At 52.3% G+C, this 23,990-nt stretch carries 19 protein-coding genes and 1 pseudogene; 14 read left to right on the forward strand and 6 right to left on the reverse strand.

All coding sequences use genetic code 11. The features are described 5' to 3' along the window. Nucleotides 1-56: 56 nt before the first annotated feature. Complete coding sequence (locus tag M3194_RS10770) at nucleotides 57-1,049, reverse strand: sensor histidine kinase (RefSeq protein WP_251653434.1); 993 nt, start codon at nucleotides 1,047-1,049, stop codon at nucleotides 57-59. After that, the gene (locus M3194_RS10775) at nucleotides 1,046-1,717 is read right to left on the reverse strand and encodes a response regulator transcription factor (RefSeq protein WP_251653435.1); all 672 of its coding nucleotides are present in this window, start codon (nucleotides 1,715-1,717) and stop codon (nucleotides 1,046-1,048) included. Before M3194_RS10775 ends, M3194_RS10770 begins: the two co-directional genes overlap by 4 nt. A 183-nt stretch (nucleotides 1,718-1,900) precedes the next feature. On the opposite strand from M3194_RS10775, the gene M3194_RS10780 reads away from it, so the two are divergent. The 3 genes from M3194_RS10780 to M3194_RS10790 all read left to right on the forward strand — a co-directional run bounded on the left by M3194_RS10780 (nucleotide 1,901) and on the right by M3194_RS10790 (nucleotide 6,486). Then, nucleotides 1,901-2,632, forward strand: coding sequence for a class I SAM-dependent methyltransferase (locus tag M3194_RS10780; protein ID WP_251653436.1), 732 nt, complete (start codon nucleotides 1,901-1,903; stop codon nucleotides 2,630-2,632). Nucleotides 2,633-2,717: 85 nt separating this feature from the next. Next, the gene (locus M3194_RS10785) at nucleotides 2,718-4,334 is read left to right on the forward strand and encodes a histidine kinase N-terminal 7TM domain-containing diguanylate cyclase (RefSeq protein WP_251653437.1); all 1,617 of its coding nucleotides are present in this window, start codon (nucleotides 2,718-2,720) and stop codon (nucleotides 4,332-4,334) included. Nucleotides 4,335-4,494: 160 nt separating this feature from the next. After that, entirely contained in the window at nucleotides 4,495-6,486 is a 1,992-nt protein-coding gene (locus M3194_RS10790) for a PAS domain-containing sensor histidine kinase (protein ID WP_251653438.1), read from the forward strand. 93 nt (nucleotides 6,487-6,579) lie between these two features. Here the strand turns inward: M3194_RS10790 and M3194_RS10795 are convergent, their stop codons facing one another. After that, the gene (locus tag M3194_RS10795) at nucleotides 6,580-7,788 is read right to left on the reverse strand and encodes an MFS transporter (protein WP_251653439.1); all 1,209 of its coding nucleotides are present in this window, start codon (nucleotides 7,786-7,788) and stop codon (nucleotides 6,580-6,582) included. A 214-nt stretch (nucleotides 7,789-8,002) separates the two neighbouring features. Between M3194_RS10795 and M3194_RS10800 the strand changes: the two genes are divergently transcribed. Both M3194_RS10800 and M3194_RS31625 read left to right on the forward strand, forming a co-directional pair. Further along, a complete protein-coding gene (locus tag M3194_RS10800; RefSeq protein ID WP_251654206.1) occupies nucleotides 8,003-8,581 on the forward strand; it encodes a sterol desaturase family protein in 579 nt (192 codons plus the stop codon). Nucleotides 8,582-8,901: 320 nt separating this feature from the next. Further along, nucleotides 8,902-9,408, forward strand: a pseudogene (locus M3194_RS31625) (phosphotransferase family protein); the annotation flags it as partial. A 54-nt stretch (nucleotides 9,409-9,462) separates the two neighbouring features. Here the strand turns inward: M3194_RS31625 and M3194_RS10815 are convergent. Then, on the reverse strand, nucleotides 9,463-10,830 hold the full coding sequence (locus tag M3194_RS10815; RefSeq protein ID WP_251653441.1) for a dicarboxylate/amino acid:cation symporter: 1,368 nt from the start codon (nucleotides 10,828-10,830) through the stop codon (nucleotides 9,463-9,465). A gap of 360 nt (nucleotides 10,831-11,190) precedes the next feature. Here M3194_RS10815 and M3194_RS10820 point away from each other — a divergent pair, with 360 nt between their 5' ends. After that, a complete protein-coding gene (locus M3194_RS10820) occupies nucleotides 11,191-11,973 on the forward strand; it encodes a hypothetical protein (protein ID WP_251653442.1) in 783 nt (260 codons plus the stop codon). Between the two features lie 47 nt (nucleotides 11,974-12,020). After that, nucleotides 12,021-15,071 (forward strand): S-layer homology domain-containing protein, encoded by a 3,051-nt coding sequence (locus tag M3194_RS10825; RefSeq protein ID WP_251653443.1) that lies wholly within the window; start codon nucleotides 12,021-12,023, stop codon nucleotides 15,069-15,071. Between the two features lie 95 nt (nucleotides 15,072-15,166). Here M3194_RS10825 and M3194_RS10830 read toward each other — a convergent pair whose 3' ends face one another. After that, nucleotides 15,167-16,231 (reverse strand): LLM class flavin-dependent oxidoreductase, encoded by a 1,065-nt coding sequence (locus tag M3194_RS10830; RefSeq protein ID WP_251653444.1) that lies wholly within the window; start codon nucleotides 16,229-16,231, stop codon nucleotides 15,167-15,169. Between the two features lie 286 nt (nucleotides 16,232-16,517). On the opposite strand from M3194_RS10830, the gene M3194_RS10835 reads away from it, so the two are divergent. Beyond that, the gene (locus M3194_RS10835; protein ID WP_251653445.1) at nucleotides 16,518-17,438 is read left to right on the forward strand and encodes an aminoglycoside phosphotransferase family protein; all 921 of its coding nucleotides are present in this window, start codon (nucleotides 16,518-16,520) and stop codon (nucleotides 17,436-17,438) included. A 38-nt stretch (nucleotides 17,439-17,476) separates the two neighbouring features. Here M3194_RS10835 and M3194_RS10840 read toward each other — a convergent pair whose 3' ends face one another. Beyond that, on the reverse strand, nucleotides 17,477-18,100 hold the full coding sequence (locus M3194_RS10840) for a TetR/AcrR family transcriptional regulator (RefSeq protein ID WP_251653446.1): 624 nt from the start codon (nucleotides 18,098-18,100) through the stop codon (nucleotides 17,477-17,479). Nucleotides 18,101-18,275: 175 nt separating this feature from the next. Between M3194_RS10840 and M3194_RS10845 the strand changes: the two genes are divergently transcribed. From M3194_RS10845 to M3194_RS10870, 6 genes are all read left to right on the forward strand, one after another. After that, on the forward strand, nucleotides 18,276-19,448 hold the full coding sequence (locus M3194_RS10845; RefSeq protein ID WP_251653447.1) for a YhgE/Pip domain-containing protein: 1,173 nt from the start codon (nucleotides 18,276-18,278) through the stop codon (nucleotides 19,446-19,448). Nucleotides 19,449-19,564: 116 nt separating this feature from the next. Beyond that, nucleotides 19,565-20,266: a response regulator transcription factor gene (locus tag M3194_RS10850; RefSeq protein WP_251654208.1), complete on the forward strand. Its 702-nt coding sequence runs from the start codon at nucleotides 19,565-19,567 to the stop codon at nucleotides 20,264-20,266. Next, entirely contained in the window at nucleotides 20,250-21,347 is a 1,098-nt protein-coding gene (locus M3194_RS10855; protein ID WP_251653448.1) for a sensor histidine kinase, read from the forward strand. The genes M3194_RS10850 and M3194_RS10855 overlap by 17 nt, the downstream gene beginning before the upstream one ends. Before the next feature lie 84 nt (nucleotides 21,348-21,431). Next, nucleotides 21,432-22,289 carry a M15 family metallopeptidase gene (locus tag M3194_RS10860; protein WP_251653449.1) on the forward strand — a complete coding sequence of 286 codons (858 nt, stop codon included), beginning with the start codon at nucleotides 21,432-21,434 and terminating at the stop codon, nucleotides 22,287-22,289. Between the two features lie 163 nt (nucleotides 22,290-22,452). Beyond that, nucleotides 22,453-23,034, forward strand: a complete 582-nt coding sequence (locus tag M3194_RS10865; protein ID WP_251653450.1) for a TetR/AcrR family transcriptional regulator — start codon at nucleotides 22,453-22,455, stop codon at nucleotides 23,032-23,034. 111 nt (nucleotides 23,035-23,145) lie between these two features. Next, a complete protein-coding gene (locus M3194_RS10870; protein WP_251653451.1) occupies nucleotides 23,146-23,964 on the forward strand; it encodes an SDR family oxidoreductase in 819 nt (272 codons plus the stop codon). The last annotated feature ends 26 nt before the right edge of the window (nucleotides 23,965-23,990 follow it).

The raw sequence follows: 23,990 nt of genomic DNA on the forward strand, positions 1-23,990 counted from the left end.
ATGCAAATGACAAAAAGGACTATCCCAACGACTTTTGGGACAGTCCTTTTTGTTGTTTATTCCTTCCGCTGGAGCGTATCCAGATAAGGATCATGATGCTTGGGGAAATGAATCGTGAACGTTGTTCCGCTGCCAGGCGCAGACTCGCAGGTGATATAATGCCCAAGCTTCTTGGACAGCTCCTGGGCCAGATATAAGCCCATCCCGGTCGACTTCGCGTGCGTGCGTCCGTTCATCCCGGTAAAGCCCCGGTTGAAGATCCGCGGCAGATCCTTCGCTTCAATGCCGATGCCATTATCGCGGAGAATCAGCAGCTTCTCCTCAGGAGTGGAGGCTGCCTGCACGCGAATTTCTCCTTGCTCCCCGGTATATTGCAGGCTGTTCGTAATGATCTGGTTGATGATGAACAGCAGCCATTTGGAATCGCTTTGCACGATGGTAGGCGGAAGCTCGAGCTGAACCCGGATTCTTTTTGAGATAAAAGCTTTGGAATGGGCTTTAATCACATCCTTCACCAGCGGCTCCAGATCGCAGTTCACGATCTCGTAATCCTGATTGAAGCTGTCGAGCTTCGCATAGTACAGAGCCTGGTCGACATAATGCTCGATACGCGCCAGCTCCTCGTTCAGGCTATGCGGATCTACCTCCGTCTGCTGCATCAAGCGCAGAACCGAGATAGGCGTCTTGATCTCATGGAACCAGGAGATGATGAAATCATAATATTCCTTTTGCCGCGCCTGCACTTCGTTTAAGGAACGAATATGGGCGATGCCCGTTTCCTCCAGCGTGTCCCGGTAAGCCTCGGACTCCAGCGACAGGGGCTCCGCGTCCTCGCTCTGCATCCGGCGAATTGCCTGCAGATTGCGCGTATAGCGGTAAGCGGCGAAGGCCGCAAGCCAGAGCGATACAAGCGCCAGGGCATAGAAGAAGGTTGGCCAATGCCAGGAGGACAAAGGATCGGTTGCAAAGACAGCGATGGTGAGCAGAAAGGCAACGCCGTAGAGCAGGAAATAAGGCCGTTCGTATCTCAGGAATCGCCAGAAGCTCATTCGATGATATACCCCATTCCTTTGCGCGTGACGATAAAGTCCTCCAGTCCCAGCACCGCGATTTTGCGCCGCAGCCGGTTGACGTTAACCGTTAAGGTGTTGTCGTCGATGAACTGCTCATCATTCCACAGCACCTGCATCAGATCGTCCCGCGAAACGATCTTCCCAATATTGCGCATCATCGTTTGCAAAACAATAAATTCGTTGCGCGACAATTCAGCGGTCTGGTCTCCGTATTGCACGGAGGAGTTCGACAGGTGGAAGACCAGCTGCCGGTGCGACAGCTGCAGGCTGTCATCCTGATACGTATAATTGCGGCGGAGCAGCGCGCTGACCTTGGCAACGAGTACGCCCAAGTCAAACGGCTTCTGCACGAAGTCGTCGGCACCCATATTAATCGCCATAATGACGTCCATATTCTGATTGCGGGAGGAGATGAAGATAATCGGCACCTTCGAGACCGAGCGGATTTGCTGGCACCAATAAAACCCGTCGAATACCGGCAAATTGACGTCGAGCAGCACCAGATGGGGCTGTGCCGCCTCAAACTCGCCAAGCACATTCTCGAAGGAGGTTAACTCGATCACCTCATACTGCCATTTGCGCAAAGCGTCGGCGACGATTCTGCGGATCTTCTCGTCGTCTTCAATGATCATAATCCGAAACAACAGAATAACCTCCTGCCAGATAACAAGCTATAGCAAATAACAGGTAAATTATATCATTTCCGGGCGGCAAAAGCCCCCTTTACAAGACTTGCGTCAGGGCAAGATGAATTAATCTATTTGTGCAGGAGAGAATCGATCAGCTATCATACATATGAACGTTCTATCGAACAGGAGGCGTTAACCATGAAGCAAAACAAATACGATGATCCCGATTTCTTCGACAAATACAGCCAGATGGCTCGTTCAATTGGCGGTCTGGATGCGGCGGGGGAGTGGCATGTCCTGCGCACCATGCTCCCAAGCCTGAAGGATAAGAACGTGCTCGATCTCGGCTGCGGCTACGGCTGGCATTGCCGTTACGCGCGGGAGCAGGGGGCTCGTTCCGTGCTGGGTATTGATATTTCGGAGAAAATGATTACGCGCGCGAAATCTTTTAATGAAGATGCAGCCATTACATACCGCGAGGCTGCTATTGAGGATATAGCTTTCGAGCCGGAGCAGTTCGATGTAGCGATCAGCTCCCTGGCGCTTCACTACGTAGAGGATTTCGAAGGCGCCTGCCGGAAAATCTATGACAGCCTGACGCCAGGAGGATCTCTTTTGCTGTCGATGGAGCATCCGGTCTTTACGGCGATTGCGGCACAGGACTGGCATTACAGTCCGGATGGAGAGAGGCTGCACTGGCCGGTCGACAACTACCAGGACGAAGGCTCGCGCGTAGCCCGGTTCCTTGATGCCGATGTCGTGAAATATCATCGTACGGTGGCAACGATTATGAATGCTCTCATCCATGCCGGCTTCCGCATCACGGAAGTTGCCGAGCCGGGGCCGTCCCAAGAGGCATTGGCGCAATACCCGGAGATGAAAGACGAGAACAGACGCCCGATTTTCCTGCTGCTGGCTGCAATTAAATAGAAATTAAAGGAACCTCCCACATTTGTTGTTAGATGTGTTACGATCAGTGGCAAGAGCTAATTTTTCATAACGGAGTGCAACAAATATGGGAACACCTTATTCTGCTATCCTTACTCTCATGGTTACAGCCGGAGTTATTAATATCATCATGGGCATTTATGTCTTATCGAACCGTTCCAAGCAGGCGATGGCCCGGACGTTTATCGCGATGTGCTTTCTATCGGCGATTTACGTATTTGGTTCCGCCCTGGAGCTGTCGGCCGGCACGTTAAAAGAAGTGAAATTCTGGATAACGGTAGAATACTTCGGCATGCCTTTTTTGCCGCCTGTCAGTCTGATGCTGATTATGCATTTTCTTGGGCTGGAGCGGTTTTTGACATGGCGCATGCGCTATTTGATGTACCTGATGCCGCTTATTACGCTGCTGCTCGTCATCACGAACGACCTGCATCATTTCTATTACCGCTCTATTGAACTGCAGACCTCTGCCGACATGCACAAGGTCGAATTAAACGCGGGACCTTGGTATATCATCCAAGGCGGCTATACGTTTGGCTGCATGATTGGCGGAGTGGTGCTGCTGTCGCTGTATTGGAACCGAATGCGGTCCTCTTACCGTCTTCAGCATATCACGATGTTTATCGGACTTTTGCTGCCGATCATCGGCGACTTTCTCTATCTGGGCAATCTGACGCCGGCCGGGATTGATCCGATTCCCGTCGTTATGGCGATTACCGCCGCATTGTATATGTGGGGGCTTGTATCCAAGGGGATGCTGAATGTCGCGCCCGTCGCCAGGGATACGCTGTTTGAAAGCATGAACGACGCGGTATTGGTGCTGGACCGAAGCAACCGGCTGGTCGACTTTAACCCCGCAGCCGCGGAGATTCTCCCCGAGCTTACCACCTCTGCGCTTGGACAGGCTATCGAGCCGCTTCTCGGGCTGCATACGGATCTGTCGGCGCTTGACTTTGATACCGAAGCGGGCGAGGATATCCCCCGCATTTATGACGAAGTTCATTGGACGGTTAATGAACAATCCTACTATTATCAGATCCGTTCGTCTTTTATTAGGAAGAAAGGCGGCCCGGAGACAAGCAAGCTCATTGTTATGATTGACATAACGGAGCGGGTAAGGCTTCAGGAGCAGCTTCGGGTGCTGGCGTATCATGACGGCTTGACCGGGATCTTCAACCGGCTTCATTTTATCCACCTGAGCGAAGCGCTTCTGCATCAAGCGGCTGAACAGGAAGAACCTCTTGCCCTGATGCTGTTCGATATTGATCATTTCAAGCAGATTAATGATGCTTATGGCCATGATATGGGGGACCGGGCCTTGCTTCATGTGGTAGACGTCTGCCGGCAGCTGCTTCGTCCGGAGGATGTTTTTGGCCGCTATGGCGGCGAGGAATTTGTTGTCGCGATGCCGGGCTTGTCACGAGAGGAAGCAATGGCTGCGGCACAGCGGATCCGAAGCGAGATTGCCGCGCAGTCGATGGCGGCTGCTGGCTCGGGGCCACCGCTGTCCGTGACAGCGAGCTTTGGCGTTGCGATGGCGGGAATGTCCTGCAAGGAAGCGGGAGGGGGCATTAACCAGCTGCTGAAGGCGGCGGACAATGCCCTGTACGAAGCGAAGAACAGCGGACGGAATACGGTTCGCCTGGCGGATATGGAGCCAACCAAACAAGCACTTCTCCGATAAGGAGAGGTGCTTGTTTGCATTTTGATGTGTGGAAAAATAGCGCATTTATAGAAGTCCTATCTTAATTGGAGGAATAAGGATGATTTTAGTAGAAGAGATGTTATTATAGAAAATAAAGGGAAAATAACGCGGTTGCAATAAGTTGAAGGGGGGGCCATGATTGTTTCGCGGCAGGAGTTTTTCGTTTCACGTAGGGATGATTCTATTGCTGCTTTGCGCCGTTTGGCTTCTGTTACTGCGCAAGGAATCATTCTCCGGAGCAGCCGTAAGCAACGTCCTTCAGACGCTGGCTGCTGTATACGCGGCGGTTCTGGTGCTAAGGGCTTCAAGCAAAGAAGAGAAATACTGGTTTTTTTATGGCCTCGGGCTGCTCGTTTATTTTGTCGCTCAGCTGATCTGGACGATCGTTACGCTCATGAGAGGCTCTGAGCCGGATTATATGGGAATCCCGGAGATGTTGTGGAGACTTCAGTTTATATTCTATCTCATCGCGCTCTATAAGCAGTATCAGCAGCGCCATTCCAATCTGGCGTTCCGCTTTATTCTGGATATTTTATTGTACGGGACGATGGCTTCCACCCTATATTGGAACTTTCAGCTCAAGCCCATCCTGTCTGATCATTATATCGACGGCGATGTGGTTGGCTACAATATGTTTAATTCGTCTTTCAGCGCCGTAATCGTGTTCCTGCTGCTCTTCTTCAGCTGGTATGGCAAAAAAACCGCCTCCACCCGGGCAAACCTGTTCCTGCTTAGCGGCTTTGTATTCAAGCTGCTCGGCAATACCGCCTTTGTGTATCTGTTGTCATACGAAGCGGCTGGCGAGTACTTGCTCTGGATCTCCGATCTCTGCTGGTTCCTCGGCCTGATGTTTATCGGCTTTGCGGCTTTGCCGGACAGGGAGCTGCAGGACGCTTATCTCCGGCCGGGCAACGAATCCAAACAGACCTTCATGAGGCGTTATGCTCTGATTATCTTTGTCTGCGCGGCGTTAATCGCCGTCATCTGCCGGCTTGGCGAATTCTCCATCATCAGCGCGGGCGCTATTCTTGCCGTCGTGCTGCTTGGAATCCGGCTGTCCGTGGGAATCTACGAGCTGGAATCGGCAGGGGCGGCCTTGATGCAATCGAGGGTGAATTACGATAATTTTGCAGAAAGCTCGTTGTTTGGCGTGTTTATCGAGCAAAATGGCCGTCTGGTCTATATGAACCCGCACGGGGAAAGCATGTTCGGCAGCCAGCCTGGGCTGATGCTGGGACAGCCGCTCGCGAGCTTCCTGCTGGAAGAGGACAGAGACCGATTAAAGCAGGAATTTAGCGCCATCTGCCGGTTGAACCAAACCTCAAGGCTTGCCGTTGCGGCACGGAAGGCCAATCAGACCGATCTATTCCTCGAGATGCAGGCTGCCCCGGCGTTCTTCAAGGGTAAACCGGCGATATCCGGCCTGCTGCTGGATGTGACGGAGAGCAAGCTGTCGGAGCAGCATTTGATCCGGTCCGAGAAGCTGTCCGTCATCGGGCAGCTGGCGGCGGGAGTTGCCCACGAGATCCGCAATCCGCTGACCGCGCTGAAAGGATTCACTCAGCTGCTTCACCGGAGAACGGCGGATCAGAACCGCCAATACTTCGCTATGATGCTGACCGAACTGGAGAGGATTAACTATATTGTTGGCGAATTTATGCTGCTCTCCAAGCCGCATCAATGGCAGCAGATGAACCACTGCAACATGGCCTCGCTGCTGGATGATATTGTACCGATTATGGAGTCGCAGGCGATTATTACGAATGTCAGCATCTCGGCGGAGAAAAGCCCGGATCTGCCTATCGTCCTATGCGATGCCAATCAGATCAAGCAGGTCCTCGTTAACCTGATGAAAAATGCGATTGAAGCGATGCCGGGCGGAGGCGAGCTTCATGTCCATATGAAGAAGGACCATAAAGGTCATATTGTCATCGACATTATCGACCAGGGAATCGGCATCCCCCAGCATGTGATCGACCGGCTAGGCGAGCCCTTCTATACAACGAAGGATACCGGAACCGGCCTCGGGCTTACCGTCTGCTTCAAGATTATCCAAGCCCATGGCGGCTCCTTATCCATCAGCAGCGAACCAAACGTCGGAACGACGGCGACCATCAGACTGCCGGCATAGACGGCCGAGCGAACAAATCCCCCGGAGTTCATTGGAGTGCCAATGATGAACCGGGGGATTTTTTTGCCGTCTAAATGCGGAGCTGAATGCGTGTTACCCCGCTTTATGATCCGTGCGATAGCTGAGCAGACCAAGCATTAAGGCGAGGCCAACCAGAATCGCGCCCACCCAAGGCAGCGCGCCAAGGGAGAGATGGGTAATGACCCAGCCGCCGATGAAAGCGCCGGTTGCATTGCCCAGGTTGCCCGCCGAATGGCTGGATGTCGACGCCAGCGCTGGAGCAGCCTGCGCCAGGCTCATAATGCGGACCTGAAGCCCCGGGAATACCGCGAAGGATGCCGCGCCCCACAGGAAAATCGTGATGACGGCAGCGATCTCGTTATGCACGGTAAAGGTGAGGATCGTCAGGACGACCGCAATCGTCAGGTAGAGGCCCAGAATGGAAGGCATCAGCTTCCAATCCGCCAGCTTGCCGCCGACGATATTGCCCACCGTTACCCCAATCCCGAACAGGATCAGAATCCAGGTTACGTTATGCTCCGCAAAGCCGGTAATATCGGTCAGGAGCGGCGTAATATACGTAAATACCGCGAACAGGCCCGCATTGCCCAGCGCCGCGATGAGCAGATAAACGAGCAGCTTAGGTCTTGCCAGCGCGGATAATTGCTGAATGACGCTGACCTGCTTGCTGAGCTTAAGCCTTGGAATAAAGATGATAATGCCAATGAGAGCGAGTATGCCCATAACGGCAATTGCGCCAAAGGATGCGCGCCAGCCCCAGTTCTGCCCAATATACGTGCCGATCGGAACTCCGATAATATTGGCGATGGTCAGCCCGGCCATCATTATCGATACGGCTCCTGCCTGCTTATCGGCCCTTACCAGCTTGGAGGCGATAACAGCGCCAACGCCAAAGAAAGTGCCATGTGTCAAGGCCGTAATCATCCGGGCGATCATCAGAACGGCATAGTTTGGCGCAACAACCGACAGACCGTTGCCGAGGATAAAGAGCAGCATAAGAATGCAGAGCAGCTTTTTCTGCGGAATACTTCCCGTCAGGATGGTCATGATCGGAGCGCCAACCGCAACGCCAAGAGCGTACATCGTAATCAGCTGCCCCGCTGCCGAGATGCTGACGTTCAGATCGCTTGCGACATTCGGGAGAATGCCCATAATAACGAATTCCGTCATGCCAATGGCGAAGGCGCCGACGGTAAGAGAAAGGACCGAGATCGGGAAAGGCTCCTTCCCGGCTTTGCCTTTCATGACTTGATTGCTGTTTAATTGCTGCGAAACTTCCATATGGTAAAGCCAACCTTTCTGATGCGCATACATCTAGCTGAATAATAAACCCTATTATTTCGCTTCGCGGGCATATAAGCAAGAACATTTTTTGTTAAATTACTGGTAAGATAAGAAGTAAGGGCTTACATGAAAATAAGCGAAGAGGAAGGGGTTAAACGTGGGCAAAAGAGGGCTTTATCGCGATTATTTTTTGCATGCCGACATTCTCATTATGACGGTCGTTTTGATCGGTTTGGGGGCCTTGGCTGTCATGGAGAGTCTTACGTTTTACAGTCTGCTGTTTTTCGTTATCGGGCTTGCCGGCTTTATGTTCAGCGAATATTTGACGCATCGGTTCTTCTTCCATTTGAAGGCGCCAAGCAATCCCTTCTTTCTCAAATTGCTGAAGCGTCTGCACTACGATCATCATACCGATCCGCATGATCTGAAGCTGCTCTTCCTGCCGGTCTGGTACAGCCTGCCGAACCTTGGCGCATTTGCGCTGTTGTTCTATCTGGTATCGGGCTCGCTTGGCGTTACCCTTGCTTTCGCCGCTGGCTTGGTCACGATGCTGCTCGTCTATGAGTGGAAGCATTATGTCGCGCATCGGCCCATTCAGCCAAAGACGAAATTCTGGAAATGGAATAAACGGATGCATCTGCTGCATCATTTCAAGAACGAGAACTACTGGTACGGCGTATCGACCCCGCTTGTGGACGTCATCTTCGGAACGCTGAAGGATGAGAAGGATGTACCGACAAGCGAAACGGTGAAAAATCTGGAGAAACGCGGACAGACGCTGTCTTCCTGAGGCTCTGACGAAGCAGATGCGAGAGGTGTTCCCATGGCAAAAGGGCCGTTAATCGGCAAAGGCATGACCGCTGAGGTGTATGAATGGGGCGGCAGCCAGGTGCTGAAGCTCTATTACGAGGAAATTCCAAAGGATTGGATTCATTACGAGTCGGAGATCGGCAGAGCGGTGCATCAGGCGGGTGTACCCGCACCCGAAGTATGCGGCCAGATAGAGGTGGAGGGGAGAAGCGGGCTTCTCTATGAGAGAGTCGCCGGACATTCCTTGCTGGGCATGATGATGAGAGATCTGGATCAGGCGAAGCATACTGTACGGTTCTTGCGCGGCTGCACGCGGATATTCATCGCTGCAGGGCATTCGGTCTGCCGAGGCAGAAGGACCGGCTTGCGATGTTCGTCAGGCAGTCTGCCCCGTACCTGGGAGATCGGCTTCAGCCGGTACTGGAGGAGCTGGAGCGTCTGCCGGAGGGCAGCTCCGTCTGTCATGGCGATCTGCATCCGGACAATGTTCTTCAGTCGGAACGCAGCCTGAAGGCCATTGACTGGATGGATGCCAATACGGGAGATCCGTTATGCGATGTGGCAAGAACCTCCATGATGTTTCTTTCGCCGTTTGTGTCGATGCCTCCGCTTTCGATTAGTCCGTTGATCGGCAAACAACTGAACGATGCTTATTTGACGGAGTACAGCAGGCTGACGGGGGCAACCGCGGCGGGCATCGACCGCTGGCGTCTGCCGGTCGCGGCGGCGCGGCTTCGTGAGAGGATACCCGGCGAGCAGGAATGGCTGCTCGCCTATATCGACAGCCAGCTGGAAGCACGCAAATGAAAAAAGCCTCCCTTTCCGCATGGTGCTGGAAAGGGAGGCTTCGTGCCGAATCTATTACACGGCGTTTAACGCAAGCTCTTCGTCCTCATCTTTGTTGAAGGCTTCGCGGTCAAATTCACCTTCGGAATTCGCCACAAGCAGAGCGGTAACGGTTGTGCCCGTTGCGTTAACGGCCGTACGAGCCATGTCAATCAGGGCCTCTACGCCTGCAACGATTGCAAGTGCTTCAAGAGGCAGGCCAAGCGCGGTCAGAACAACCGTTGTCGAGATAACGGCCGGTCCAGGGACGCCCGCAACGCCAATCGAAGAGATGATGCTTACAAGCACGAGTACGACGTAATCCGTTAAGCCAAGCTCAATGCCAAACGCCTGCGAAGTAAAGACGACAACGATAGCCGGCCATACGCCGCCGCAGCCGTTAAAGTTAACGGATGCACCAAGCGGTGCTACGAAGCTTGCGATTCGCGGCGAAACATGCAGACGCTTTGTAATCACCTCGAGGTTAATAGGCAGAGTTGCATAGCTGCTTCGCGTGGTGAAGGCAACCGCAATGGTAGGATAAGCCTTCTTGAAAAATTTAATAGGATTCACTTTGGCTACGAGGAGCACAAGGCCGCCAAATACAAGAACAAAATGAATGATAAGAGCAACATACGATGTGATGATGACGCTTCCGAGCTCTTGCAGGGTATCCCAGCCGTATTTGGCCGCAACGCCGGCAATCAGGGCGAATACGCCGTAAGGCGTAAGGCGGATAACGAATTTAACGACCTGGTGCAATACTTGCGTAGCCGATTGGATGAGGTCGCGTACAGGCTTAACGGCCTCTTCGTTCTTCGAACCAACCTTAATGATCGCAACAGCGAGGAAGATGGCGAAAATCAGGATAGGAACAACCTTGCCGTCCGCGGCTTCGCTTACGGGGTTGGAAGGAACGAGACTAAGAATAACCTCGGAGAAGGTCGGGATCTCGCGCGGCTCCGCATCGCTTGCGGCCGGTTGTTGAATGCCATGACCAGGGCTGAACACAAGAGCAGTCAAGAGACCAATAATAGAAGCAATACCTGTTGTGCCAAGGAACCAGGCAAAGGTTTTGAAGCCGATCTTGCGCAGGTAATCCAGGCTTGTGAGTGAAGCAATACTATTTAATACGAGAATAAAGACGAGCGGAATAACGAGCATCCGGATCAAGCTGATATAGATGCTGCCGAATGTGGTGATCCCCTTGATCTCCAAGGAATCCAGGCTCTGGAACAGGATGCCGACCACAAGGCCGAGACCTAGGCCGATCAGTACCCTCGTACCGAAGCCGACACGTTTGCGTGCCAAGAAATAAAGCAAGGCGAATACAAAGATTGCGGTAACAAAGCTGTACCAGTTCGTTTGGATAGCTAGCAACAAGTTGTTATCTATTTTATCCATCTAACAATTCCCCCTTAATCCAAGTTGTATGATAGGAATTACTCTTTCAATAATTTACAAACGTCTGAAGCAAATGTCAATCTATTTTTTGGTAGTAAAATAATTTCAATTACTGAGCCAAAAACAAATCCGACTAAAACTATGGGAAATAGCAAAATAGTTATTGACATCCAATGTCTTACATCCTAAGATAGGTGTTAGAAACCGGAGAATCATAACGTAATTGGATAAGAAATTAATCGACTGGACCGCCAGAGATTCAATGTTCAAGCATCAACAGATGCGTGCATTGAATCTTTTTTTATGCCTAATTACAAAGTGAGCCGCTAACAAACCTAAGGGGAAAGGATGAGTTTCATCATGAAAAAATGGTTTAGCTCCAAATTAACAGTCACTTTCGTTGCCGCAGCCGTCGTCTTCTCATCGCTGACATATGCTGCCGTTTACGCTAATAAGGAGGTTGCCGGCGCTGAGCCAGCTGAAGCTCAAGCACAAGCTCAAGCACAAGCTCAAGAGCCTGCCGTAACAACAGAACAACAGCCGCAAGCGGGCACAACAAACACGGCTGTAGTAGCTGAGCCGCAAGCAACAACGGAAGCAACGACAACAGCAGCTGATACGGCTGTCGTTCAAACCGAGGAACAAGAGCCGGCTGCGGAAGCTGCCGAAGTTCAAACGCAAGAGTCCGCTGCGGCTCCTGCCCAAGGGAAGCAATCGGAAGTAAAAGCAGTTAAAGAATCCGTTCAGAACCCATCAAGCTCTGCGCCTGCTGCAAATACAAGTGCAACGACAACAACAACGAAGCCTGTTGTAAAAGCGTCCGAGCCGGCAGCAACAACGAAACCGGCAGCACCTGCCGCAACACCAGCACCTGCTGCAAAACCGGCACAATCGACTCCGGAAGCAAGCAAACCTGCCGCATCCGCGCCTGCCGATAACAAATCCGAGGATTCGGGCAAAAAAGTAACTTTCATTAAGAAAGATGAATCGCAGCCTAAAGCGCCGGCTGTGACAGCTCCGTCCAGCAGCTCGTCCTCTTCGGGCTCCTCGAGCACGCCTTCTTCCGGCGGATCCTCGACGGCTCCTTCTACATCTCCTTCGGATTCCGGCGGATCCACAGGTGGAGAAGAAGAAATCTGCTAATTAGACGCACACGTACTTGGTTCAAATAGGGAGAGGAGTATATACACATGAAACGTTTCAATCGTACATTATCTCTTCTGCTTGCATCCGCGCTGGTGCTGCCGGTCTTCCAGACCGGCACGGCACGCGCAGCGGAAGTAAGCAGCTTCAATAGCGCAGTCAGCCATTATGATTACTTTAGCGATGTATACCCGCATTTGAATGATGCGAACCATGTCCTGAAGACCGTAACCTACGAGGATTTGGTTACGCTGCTGGACAGCAAAGGTACATATGCCGTCTTGTTCGGCGGACAGTGGAGCGACGAGACGCAAGCGGATATCGGCTTCATCAATCAGGTGGCCAAGCAGTACGGCGTAGATACCATCTACAACTTCGATACGAAGCTGGATGGCGAATCGGTTGATATTGCCGAGCAGCAAGCAGCTCCTTACTCCAAAGTAGTAACCTCCACTTCGCAGGGCGTTGCAACAAATACCACGAACTACTATGATTTCAACGAGCTGTACGTGGAGCTGGTAGAGAAGTATTTGACGAACCTCAATGCGAATACGGAAGCTACTATTACATACAGCAAAAAGTCGCCGCAAAAAGAAAGCGGCGGTACGGTTACGGTGCCTTCGACTGTTCTTGCCAGCGGTGAAGCGAAGAAGATCGAGTCTCCGTTTCTGTTTATCTATGACAAGGATCACAAGGACGGCGAAGGCAATGCCGCGCCAATTATCGCTTCGCTCGAGAAGCATGGTTCTTCCGCGGATTACACCTGGAACGATTTCCTGACGGCTGATCCGAATGACGGCAACGCATTGGATGCGGCGAAGGTCGACGGCTACAAGGAACAAGTTCTGAACGTATTTAATAAAGTGCCTGCTGCCGATTACGACAGCCTGACGAATTGGGATTTCATCGCTCCGGCGTTTAACAAGCATGAAGACCAAACGGTAGGACGCGACATTTTCCCGACACGCGAGGAGAATGGCGAAGTTGTCGGAGTTGACGGCGAGCTTGTCTATGAGCATGTTACTTATGACGAGTTGACTCATTTGCTAGACAGCCAAGGCAACTATGTCATCCTGTTCGGCGGCTCCTGGTGCCCGAATACGCAAGCCGCGATCCGTTTCATTGATGAGTATGCGAAGAAATATAACGTAGACAAGGTTTACTTCTGGGATACGAAGCTGGACGCGGGCATCTCCCTCCTTGATCCAAGCGCGGATCCGCATAACAGCACCTTCCTGCAGGTGCGCGATACGAACCACCCGCTCGCGAAGCTGTATGTGGATCTGACGAACAAGTACCTGACGAACATTAAGACGCAATACCTGCCGGCTTCGAACAACGTAAACTATACGGAAAATGGCACAAATGTCGTTGCTAACAAGCTTCAGGTTCCTTACCTGTTTGCTTACAACAAAGACAACGTGAACGCTGACGGCGGCAAAGCGCCGATTCTTGGCCACGTAGAATTGATGTACACGTGGAAAAACATTCAGCCGGATCTTGTCGTAGCTGATGGTGTTATCCGCAACCATACGAACTACACGAACGCGCTGAACAAATTGCTCACTCGTCTGGAAGTTACGCCAACTGGCTTGACTGGCGTAGCGCCAACATCGAGCTCGAACAACAACGGTCAAATTACGGGCACAAAAGACAAAGCATTGGAATACAAGCTGAAAAGCGCAGCTGATTCGGCTTACACAGCCGTATCCGGCAATGCCATTACGGGTCTTGCATCCGGTACGTATTCGGTGAGATATGCAGCGAAAAACGGTTATAACGGTCCAACCAATGCTCAGAACGGACCAACAGCCGTTCCTTATGCAGCAGGCCAGGCGGTAGACGTTGTGGTACCGGCTTATGACGGTCCATCGACGCCAACTACTCCAACAACGCCTTCGAATCCAACTACACCGGTTGAAGAAGTAAATGCGGTAAATTCGGTGACGGTAAAAGGTACAACCGATTCGGCAACGGGCGAGACCGTAGCCGTTGTATCGGCGAGCGACGTTACAAGCCTGATTACGAAGGCTTCCAAAGCGGAAGCGGCAGGCAAAGCGGCGGTTATCGGCTTCGAGGTGCCTGGAACGGCGGATACTACCTCTACGCAGCTGACGATTCCAAGAAACTCCTTCAACTCGATTGCTTCGGGTACAAATGCGGCGGTGAAGGCAAATCTGTCGGTCGGAACCGTAACGTTTGATTCGAAGTCGGTAGAAACGATCAGCGCGAATGCCGCTTCCGGCGACATTAGCGTCATTGTCTCCCAATTCGAGCTGACGGCTGAAGGCAAGGAAGTGCTTGGCGATCGTCCGGTTTATGATCTGTCTGTCTTTGCGGGCGATAAACAAATTTCGAGCTTTGGCGGCGGCAAGGCGCAAGTGAGCATTCCGTACACGCTGAAGGCCGGAGAAGATCCTGAATCCATTATTGTGTACTATGTAGCGGACTCCGGGGATCTGCAAACGATTCGCGGCCAATACAACGCAGCTGCGGGAACGGTTAACTTCACAACCACTCACTTCTCGCAATACATTATCGGCTTCAATAAAGTAAGCTTTGTTGACGTACCAACAAACGCCTGGTTCCATCATGCCGTCAGCTTCCTGGCTGCGCGCGATATTACCGGCGGTACGGATGCCGCTCACTTCAGCCCGAATGCGGAGCTGACAAGAGGTCAATTCATTGTTCTCTTGCTGAATGCTTACGGCATTGCGCCTGAAGCAGACGGCGCGGCGAACTTCGCCGACGCGGGCAAGACGTATTACACGAACTATCTGGCTGCTGCCAAACGTCTTGGCATCGCAACGGGTTCGGGCGATAACAAGTTTAATCCGAACAACAAGATTACGCGTCAAGAGCTGTTCACTTTGCTGTACCGTTCGCTTGAGCAATTAGGCGAGCTGCCAACGGTGAAAACAGGCGCGACCGTAGCTTCTTATACGGATGCCGCGGATATCGCAAGCTATGCGCAAACGGCCTTTACAGCCCTTGTTGAGACAGGCGTTATTAAAGGAAGCGGCAATAAGCTGAATCCGGAAGGCGTGTCGACAAGAGCGGAAGCGGCGCAAGTGCTGTATAACCTGTTGTCCGAATAAGAACGTTAAGGAAGGGCGGCCAATGGCCGCCTTTTTCCTTATTAACATAAAAAGTGCGAGCCGTTAGACAGCCCGCACTTTTTGCTATACGACGATTATTTTGAAGCAGCCGCGATTTCCTTGCGGACAATCGGCGCCACCTTGGTGCCAAGGAGCTCAATCGCACGCAGCATATCCTTATGCGGAATCGAGCTGGTGTCGACATGCAGGAAGAAGCGGGTTAAACCAAGATTCTTATGAAGCAAAATGATTTTTTCCGCTACATATTCAGCCTCCCCGACATAAAGCGCCCCGCGCAGGCTGCGCGCAGCATCATAGGCTTCGAAGGTGTACGGAGGCCATCCCCGTTCGCGGCCGATTACATTCATCATTGCCTGCTGGGCAGGGAAGAAGAGCTCGGTAGCTCTTGTGTCCGTGTCGCTGATGAAGCCATGCGAGTGCGTGCCGATCTGCATTTTCTTCGGATCATGACCCGCGCGGGTATAAGCTTCCTTGTAGAGCTCGACAAGAGGAGCAAACCGCTCCGGCATGCCGCCAATGATGGCGAAGCATACGGGAAGGCCAAGCACGCCCGCGCGAATGGCCGATTCCGGGTTGCCGCCGGTCGCAATCCAGACAGGAAGCGGATCTTGAACCGCGCGCGGATAGACCGCCAGATTATTCATTGCCGCGCGGTGGCTGCCCTTCCAGGTCACCTTTTCCTCCTTCGTAATTTGGAGCAGCAGCTCCAGCTTCTCATCGAACAGCTCATCATAATCCTCGAGGCTGTAGCCAAAGAGCGGGAACGATTCAATAAACGAGCCTCTGCCCGCCATAATCTCGGCACGGCCGCTTGAGATCGCATCTACCGTCGAGAAGCCCTGGTAGACACGGACCGGATCATCCGATGATAATACGGTTACGGCGCTTGTCAGGCGAAGATGCTTCGTTTGGGCCGCAGCCGCAGCCAGAATGACATGAGGCGCGCTCGCCGCATAATCCGCGCGGTGATGCTCGCCGATGCCGTATACATCAAGGCCGACCTGATCGGCCAGAATCATCTCTTCTACGCTATTGCGGATCCGCTCCGCATGGCTGTATGCCCCGCCCATGCCCGGATAAGGTTTTGCTTCCAGAAAGGTACTAATGCCAAGTTCAAAATGCGACGCCGATTCGGTCATATAAGTCCGCCTCCTTCATTTCTTCTAGTGTACTAATTTTTTAACAGTTTCTCAATTATAGTAAGCAGATTATCCGGAAAGTATTTTTAGGATAGGAAGATATGGCGGCAAACATACAAGGAAAGCAGCATCGGGCAAAAGGATCCGTTTTTTGATTCCATGCAACAATTCTTCCATTTTGGCGTACCTTTTGTATGGAAAAGGGGTGTTTCTTTGTTTATTACGATGAGCAGGGAGCAGCTCATGCGGAGCAGTTTGTAACCTTTTTACCGGAAGGAGGATAGATATGAACGTATTACTGACGGGTATACCCGAGCTTCAAGACTGCGTGAAGCTGGAGCTAATTGATAAAGGCTACTCCAGCGACAGCAAATATACAGCCTATGGCCGGGATGGCGAGCCGCTTTATCTGCTGCGGACCTATGCACCCGAAGAGGATGCGAGGAAGCGGGAGGAGTTCCGGGTGCTTGAGCAGCTGCGGGAGCAGGATGTGCTGTGCTCGAGGCCGATTGCGATTGGAACCCTGGAGGAGCCGTCATTGGGCTATATGCTGTTATCCTATATCGAGGGCGGGGATGCGGCTGACGAGCTGCCGCGTTTAACCGGAAGCGAGCAGTATGGGATTGGGCTCCGGGCAGGGGCCGAGCTGCGAAAAATCCATCAGATCCATGCGCCGGAGGGCATGGAGTCGTGGGAATCCCGCGTCGTTGCGAAGTATAGACGATACCGGGAGGGCTATGAACAAGGCGGGGCCGCAATCGCTTATGAGGACCGGCTGTTTTCTTTTATCGAGGCGAATCTTGGCCTGTTGAAAGGCCGCCCGAATATCCTGCAGCATGATGACTTTCATACGGGAAATTTGATTGTGAAGGATGGACGGTTGTCCGGCGTTATTGACGTCAACCGGTTTGACTGGGGAGATCCCGTGCATGAGTTTCTGAAGGCAGGCTTCTTCAGCGCGGAGGTTAGTATTCCGTTTGCGGTAGGGCAGATCGACGGCTATTACGGGGCCGGGGAGCCGGATGCTTCCTTCTGGGCCTTATACTCCCTTTATATTGCGATGACGATTTTGTCTTCGGTGGTCTGGATACTTCGAGTGCGTCCGGAGGAGCTGGATGATATGCTGGTTAGAATAAACAGGGTATGGGAGGACCATGACGGCTTTGAACGCCTTGTGCCGAAATGGTATTCCGAATATAAGAGATAAAGGAAGGGAGCCCTCACGCGAGCGAGGGCTCCTTGCTTTTAATTCGACAACTTGGCAGGCGGCCTTTCTTTTAACCCGAAAGAAACCAAAGGGCCATAATTCACGATATCCATCATAATGTGGGCCATCTGCGCCGGGGTTTGATCCAGATCGCATTCGATCCAATGCATCAGCATGCCGAAATGCGCCGAGGTCATATACGCCACCACGTAATCCCTTCTTATCTTCAAATCGGCAGCCTCGGGAATGTTAATCTTCTCGTAAATATGCCTGGTCATCAGCTTGCGGAACTGTATGGCGTAGGAGAGATCGCCTTTTGGACCAAACATTACCTTCAGGAAATCGGCATGCTTCGCAAATTCCTCGAAGATCTGCAGACCAAGCGGGTATGTCTCCTGCCGGTCCCCGTACTCCATCGCCATGCGGAAGTCGAGCTTCATGACCAGCTGCTCGATACTCTTAAACACATGGTCCTTCAGCTGCTGCAGCATGTCGGGAACATCCCGGTAATGGAGATAGAAGGTTCCTCGGTTCAGGTTAGCATGGTTCGTAATATCGGTAACCGTTACATGCTCAATGCCTTTTTCGGCGATCAGAGTCATAAGCGACTCGTAAATCTGCTGTTTGGTTTTTGCTTTTCTGCGGTCGATCTTCTCTGACATGGCTGCTTTTCCCCCGTCATTTTCTGCGTTTATGAACACTCACCGCCGATGTGATGAGTAATGAACAGGCCGGTGAGGACTGATTATTGTATTTCCATTCTCTCTCATTATAATTAACAACGTGATCACTAATCAACAAGTTGTTCATTTATATAGATGGGAGATGAGGATTGAAGTGGCTATTTTTAAACAAAAAATATTATGGATAGGCGTTCTCGTCATTACGCTCGTACTCACTGTGTTTGGTCTTGCGATGATGGGCTCCGTACTGGGCACGAAACCGCATAATGTTCCGGTGGCACTGGTCGTGCTCGATGAGCCTGTTGACCTGCCGACCGGCGATAAGCTCGCCGTAGGCGAGATGATCAAGCAGCAATTAACCTCGAATACACAGCTGCCGATCAGCTGGAAGCTCGTCAGCTCGGAAGCAGAAGCCCGCGAGGGGATGAATTCGCGCGACTATTACGGGGCGCTTGTGCTGCCGAAGGATCTGAGCGCCGGAGTAGCGTCGTTGACGAGTCCAACGCCAGCACCCGCAACCGTGCAGATTATAAGCAACGAAGGTATGAACACGCAGGCGGCAACGGTTGTGAAGCAAGGCCTTGGCCAAGTGATGAAGATGGTGTCTCTGGAGCTGTCCAAATCAACGCTCGGGCAGCTGTCCCAGCGTTCGGATCAGATTCCGGCCGCAACGGCAGCGGCGCTGCTCGCTCCGCTTCAAGTGACGGAAGAGACGGTTCACCCGGTTGGCGCCAATAACGCGAGCGGCAATGCTCCTGGGCTTATGACGCAAATCATGTGGATGGGCAGTCTCGTTACTGCTATGATGCTGTTCCTGGCAAGTAATAATGCGAAGAAAACGACCGGCCGCAAATGGGGAGTTCAACTCCTGCAGCCGATTGTGGGAATTGCTCTGGTTGGCGGCGCATCCGGCTTCCTGGTCTGGATGGCAAATGCCTGGTACGGCATGGAGATGACGGCCGCGGTTGATACGTGGCTGTTCCTCTGGCTTGGCGGCTCCATGTTCTACTTGCTGCAGTCGATGCTGCTGAACTGGATCGGCTTGCCGGCGATGGCGATTCTCATTCTGCTCATGTTCTTCTCCATGCCGATTCTGAACATGCCGGTGGAGTTCCTGTCGGGGACCACGCATGACCTGCTGTACTCATGGACGCCGCTCCGTTTCGTAACCGGCGGCTTGCGCGAGATTATGTACTTCGGCGGCATGGACGCCGTAGGCACAAACGCGGCCGTGCTGTGGAGCATCGCGGGCGGCTGCCTCATTCTGCTGCTTGCCGCGGGCGTGAAGAAACGGAAAGAAGCGTCGCAATACTCTTCCGCAGCGTAATCAAAGGTAAGACCGTCCCGCCCGGGACGGTCTTACCTTTGATTATGGCCCCGTCCAGAGGTTACAATAAGAGTTGGATTATACAAGAAAATGACAAGGAATGATTTGGGATGGGGATGCAACGAACAACAATCTTGATTGCGGAGGATGACCCGGATATTGCCGAGCTGATCGCGCTCCATTTGGGCAAGGAGGGCTACCAGGTATTAAAGGCCGTTGATGGACGAGAAGCCGTCCGCCTCGCTCAGACAAGCGAGATCGATCTGATTATTCTCGACATCATGATGCCGAACATGGACGGTTACGAGGTTATTCGCGTCATTCGGGAGCAGCACAGAATGCCGATCATTTTCCTGAGCGCCAAGACGTCCGACTTTGATAAAATAACCGGCCTCGTTATGGGAGCCGACGATTATATGACCAAGCCGTTTAATCCGATGGAGCTGCTCGCGAGAGTCAATGCCCAGCTGCGGCGCTTTAAGCAGCTTAATCAGCCGATATCCTCCGCGGCGCAGCCGGCTCTGATCGCGGGAGGATTAACGATCGATCAGGAGCAGCGGATGGTCACGTTGTATAATGAACGGATTGAGCTGACGCCGAAGGAATTCGATATCTTGTACCTGCTTGCAAGCCATCCGAAGAAGGTGTTCAGCGCGGAGAACATTTTCCAACAGGTGTGGGGAGAGGCTTATTACGAGAGCGGCGGCAATACGGTAATGGTCCATATTCGGATGCTGCGCAAGAAGCTTGGCGAGGACAAGCAGCAACAGCAGTGGATCAAGACCGTATGGGGGGTCGGATATGCTTTTCAAGGGTAAAAAATTGCGCAGCTTCCGTACCCGGATGATTGAACTGTTCGTCATGAGCCTGCTCGTATCCGGAGCGGTCACCTATCTGCTCTACCGGCTGCTTCAGTCGTATTATAACCTGCGAGTCCGCTATGCGGATGATCCGATCGCCCAGGCACGAAGCTGGATCAACGACATTGGCGATTTGAACTTCTTTCTGATCTTCTTTATGCCGTTATCGTTTATCTTCTTTTATATGTTCACCAAGCCGTACGTTACCTACTTCAAGGAAATTTCGAACGGCATTCACCGGCTGGCAAGCGGCGACTTCAACGGGCGGGTTCTGGTCTCCTCGGATGACGAATTCGGCGTTATCGCAAGCGACCTTAACCTGGCGGGCGAGATGCTGCAGAAAGCGGTGGAGCGGGGAGATTTCGCCGAGACCAGCAAGGATCAGCTCGTTCTCAATCTGGCGCATGATCTGCGGACGCCTCTTACCTCGGTACTTGGCTACTTGGATTTTATTTTGCGGGATGATCAGCTGACGCTTGATCAGGTGAAGCATTTTGCGGCGATTGCGTTTAATAAGTCGCAGCGTCTAGAGCGGCTTGTAGACGAGCTGTTTGAGGTTACGCGGATGAACTACGGCATGCTGACGCTCGAGAAGCGGGAGATTGACCTGTCCGAGCTGCTGCTGCAGATGAGCGAAGAGCTGTATCCGCTGTTTGTGAAGAGCCGCTTGACGGCAAGGCTGGATCTCCCTCCTCATCTGATCATGGAGGCGGACGGCGAGCTGCTGGCAAGGGTATTCGAGAATCTGCTGACAAACGCCGCCCGTTACGGGCAGGATGGACACTACGTCGATATCAACGGTAGGATCGAGAACGGGGAAGCCGTTCTGGAGGTTATCAATTACGGCGATTCGATCAAGCCGGAGGATTTGCCGCATCTATTCGATATGTTCTATACGGGCGACCGTGCCCGGTCTCCGGAAGGAAGCACCGGACTAGGGCTCTTTATCGTCAAAAATATCGTTGAGCAGCATCAAGGCACCATTACGGCGGAGAGCAGCACAATCCGTACCGTTTTTACCGTGAAGCTGCCGATTTAAGAAAAACTTTAACTTTTTCCCCACTTCTTCTTAAAGAGTGTTTCGTATCCTTAGTTGCATGAACAAGCAAAGGGGGAGTCGAGCGTGAAGAAGTGGGTTTTTGCGTTTATCCTTGTTATCCTGCTCAGTTACGGGATCTCGCAGCTTAATGTAAAAAGCGCCGGGGAAGACAAGGTTGATATAGAAAACGGGTCGCTGCCGAGCGAGGACAGCCAGATGATTACGGTGAGCAAGGAGCAGATGTATCAGGGGGATCTGCTCCTTGTGAATACCAACTATGCGCTGCATCCCGCAGGGGTACGCAAAGATATCGTCTCGTTGTCTAGCCGAATGGATCTGGTGAAGGGTTACGGCTTGCTTGATCCGTCCATTCAGCTCTCCCAATCGGTAGCGAGATCGTTTGGCGAAATGGTGGAAGGAGCGAAAAGAGACGGCGTGGAGCATTTTCTGATCAGCAGCGGCTATCGCAATGCGGAGAAGCAGGATCAGCTATACCGCGATATGGGACATGACTATGCGCTTCCTGCGAATCATAGCGAGCATAATCTTGGCGTATCGCTGGATATCGGTTCAAGCACCGCTAAGATGGACGATGCCGAGGAAGGCAAATGGCTGAAGAAGCATGCTTGGGAATATGGGTTTATTTTACGCTACCCGAAGGGAAAAGAAGACATTACCGGCATTCAATATGAGCCATGGCATTTCCGTTATGTCGGAAAGGCGCATAGCGCCATCATGTACGAGAAGGACCTGACGCTTGAGCAGTATCTGGACAAGCTGAAGGAGACGAAGGCGATGTCCGTCACCTTGGATAATCAGAAATATACCGTTGCTTATTACCCGATGGTCGGAGACGGCGCAACCGTTCGAGTACCGAAGGGCACGCATTATGAGATCTCCGGCAACAATTACGACGGGGTTGTCGTAACGGTATCCGCCTAGTCATGGTTATCCCCTCGTTTGGGGATTCTTTGTTTGCGCATATTCCGGAAGGCTGCGGGCATCCTACTCCTTTCCAGTTGACATCGGCGGCAACAAGGAACATAATAGGCACTAGAATGAACGTTCTATCTAATGGACTTTAACTTGCTGGAGGATGCATGCCGTGTTCGAATCATACAACAAAGTACAGAAGGCCGTGCTGGAAACAACGCTTCAGATCATTATCCGCAAAGAGCTCCAGGCGACTTCCATGGCGCTGATTGCCAAGGAGTCCAAGGTGTCGACGGGCAGTATTTATCATTATTTCAGCAGCAAAGAAGAGATTATCAATGAGCTGTACACGGCCATCGTCGCGTATAACGGACAATTCGTGCAGGAAGGCCTGAACCGTGAAGGCACGATCCGGGAACGATTCGCATGGGGCTGGGAACGAGTGATTGAGAACAGCCGGCAATATCCGGAGGGCTTCCAGTTTATTGAGCAATACTCCTTCTCGCCTTACATTTACGAGGAAGTGAAGGCAAAGGCTTATAACGGGGGCTGGTGCGCGCCGATGAACAGGCTTTATGCGGAGGCGATGGAGCAGAAGCTGTTCAGGGAGATGGATCCAAAGCTGCTTGTTCAGATGCATTATGGCTCCATGGTCTATATGGTGAAGAGTTATCTGCATGGCCATTCGGATTTAACCGATGAGGGGATTCGGCAGGCGATAGAGGTATGCTGGCAGGGAGCGATTAAGGAGTAGGCTTACGTTAGGACCGAGCTTGCTCCAACAACCGCGGTCCGTAAGGGCCGGCATACGAGCCTATTAGAATGAACGTTCGATCTAAATACTAAAATAGAGGAGAGACTCATAATGAATAAAACAGTCTTGATTACAGGAACAAGCAGCGGGCTGGGCAAGCTGACAGCTATCCATTTTGCAAAGCTCGGCTGGAATGTGGCGGCAACCATGCGGACGCCGGAGAATGAGACGGAGCTGACGCAGTACAGCAATATTAAGCTGTTTAAGCTGGACGTAACGGACGTTGAGCAGGTCCGGGAAGCCGTTGCGGCTGCAATTGAAGCCTTCGGTCGCATCGATGTCATTGTGAACAATGCCGGTGTTGGAGCTTATGGAGCGCTGGAGCTGGCCAAGGAGGAGACGATCGACTGGCAGTTCGGCGTGAATGTACGCGGTCCAATTAACGTGATTCGCGCAATGCTGCCGCATTTTCGGGCGAATAATTCCGGCATGTTTATTACGGTCAGCTCGTTTATGGGCGTGACGACAGCGGTTCCGACGGGTTCCTTATATAATATGTCCAAGTTTGCCTTGGAGGGATTAATTGAAGGCTTGTATTACGAGCTGAAGCCGCTTGGCATTGAACTGAGACTCGTGGAGCAAGGCGGTTCATCCGGCAATAACTTCGTGGACAAAATCGTCTGGGGCCAAAGCGAGGAAATTACCGATTATGATGCGATTACGGCTAAGGTGAAAGCGATGATGGGCCAAAGGGCAGATGGCGTGCTTGATGATCCGCAAACGATCGTAGATGCAATTGCCGGGCTGGCGCTGGGAGAGAGCAAGCAGTTCCGCACGCTGGTGGGCGAAGCCGCTCACCAATTAACCGAAATGAGAAAATCGCTGCCGATTGAGGAGTATCTGGAACGGATCGCAGCGCAGTACAAATAAGACCATGCATGGAAAGCCGGCCACCG

The organism is Paenibacillus glycanilyticus, assembly GCF_023715145.1.
GTDB classification, from domain to species: domain Bacteria; phylum Bacillota; class Bacilli; order Paenibacillales; family Paenibacillaceae; genus Pristimantibacillus; species Pristimantibacillus glycanilyticus_A.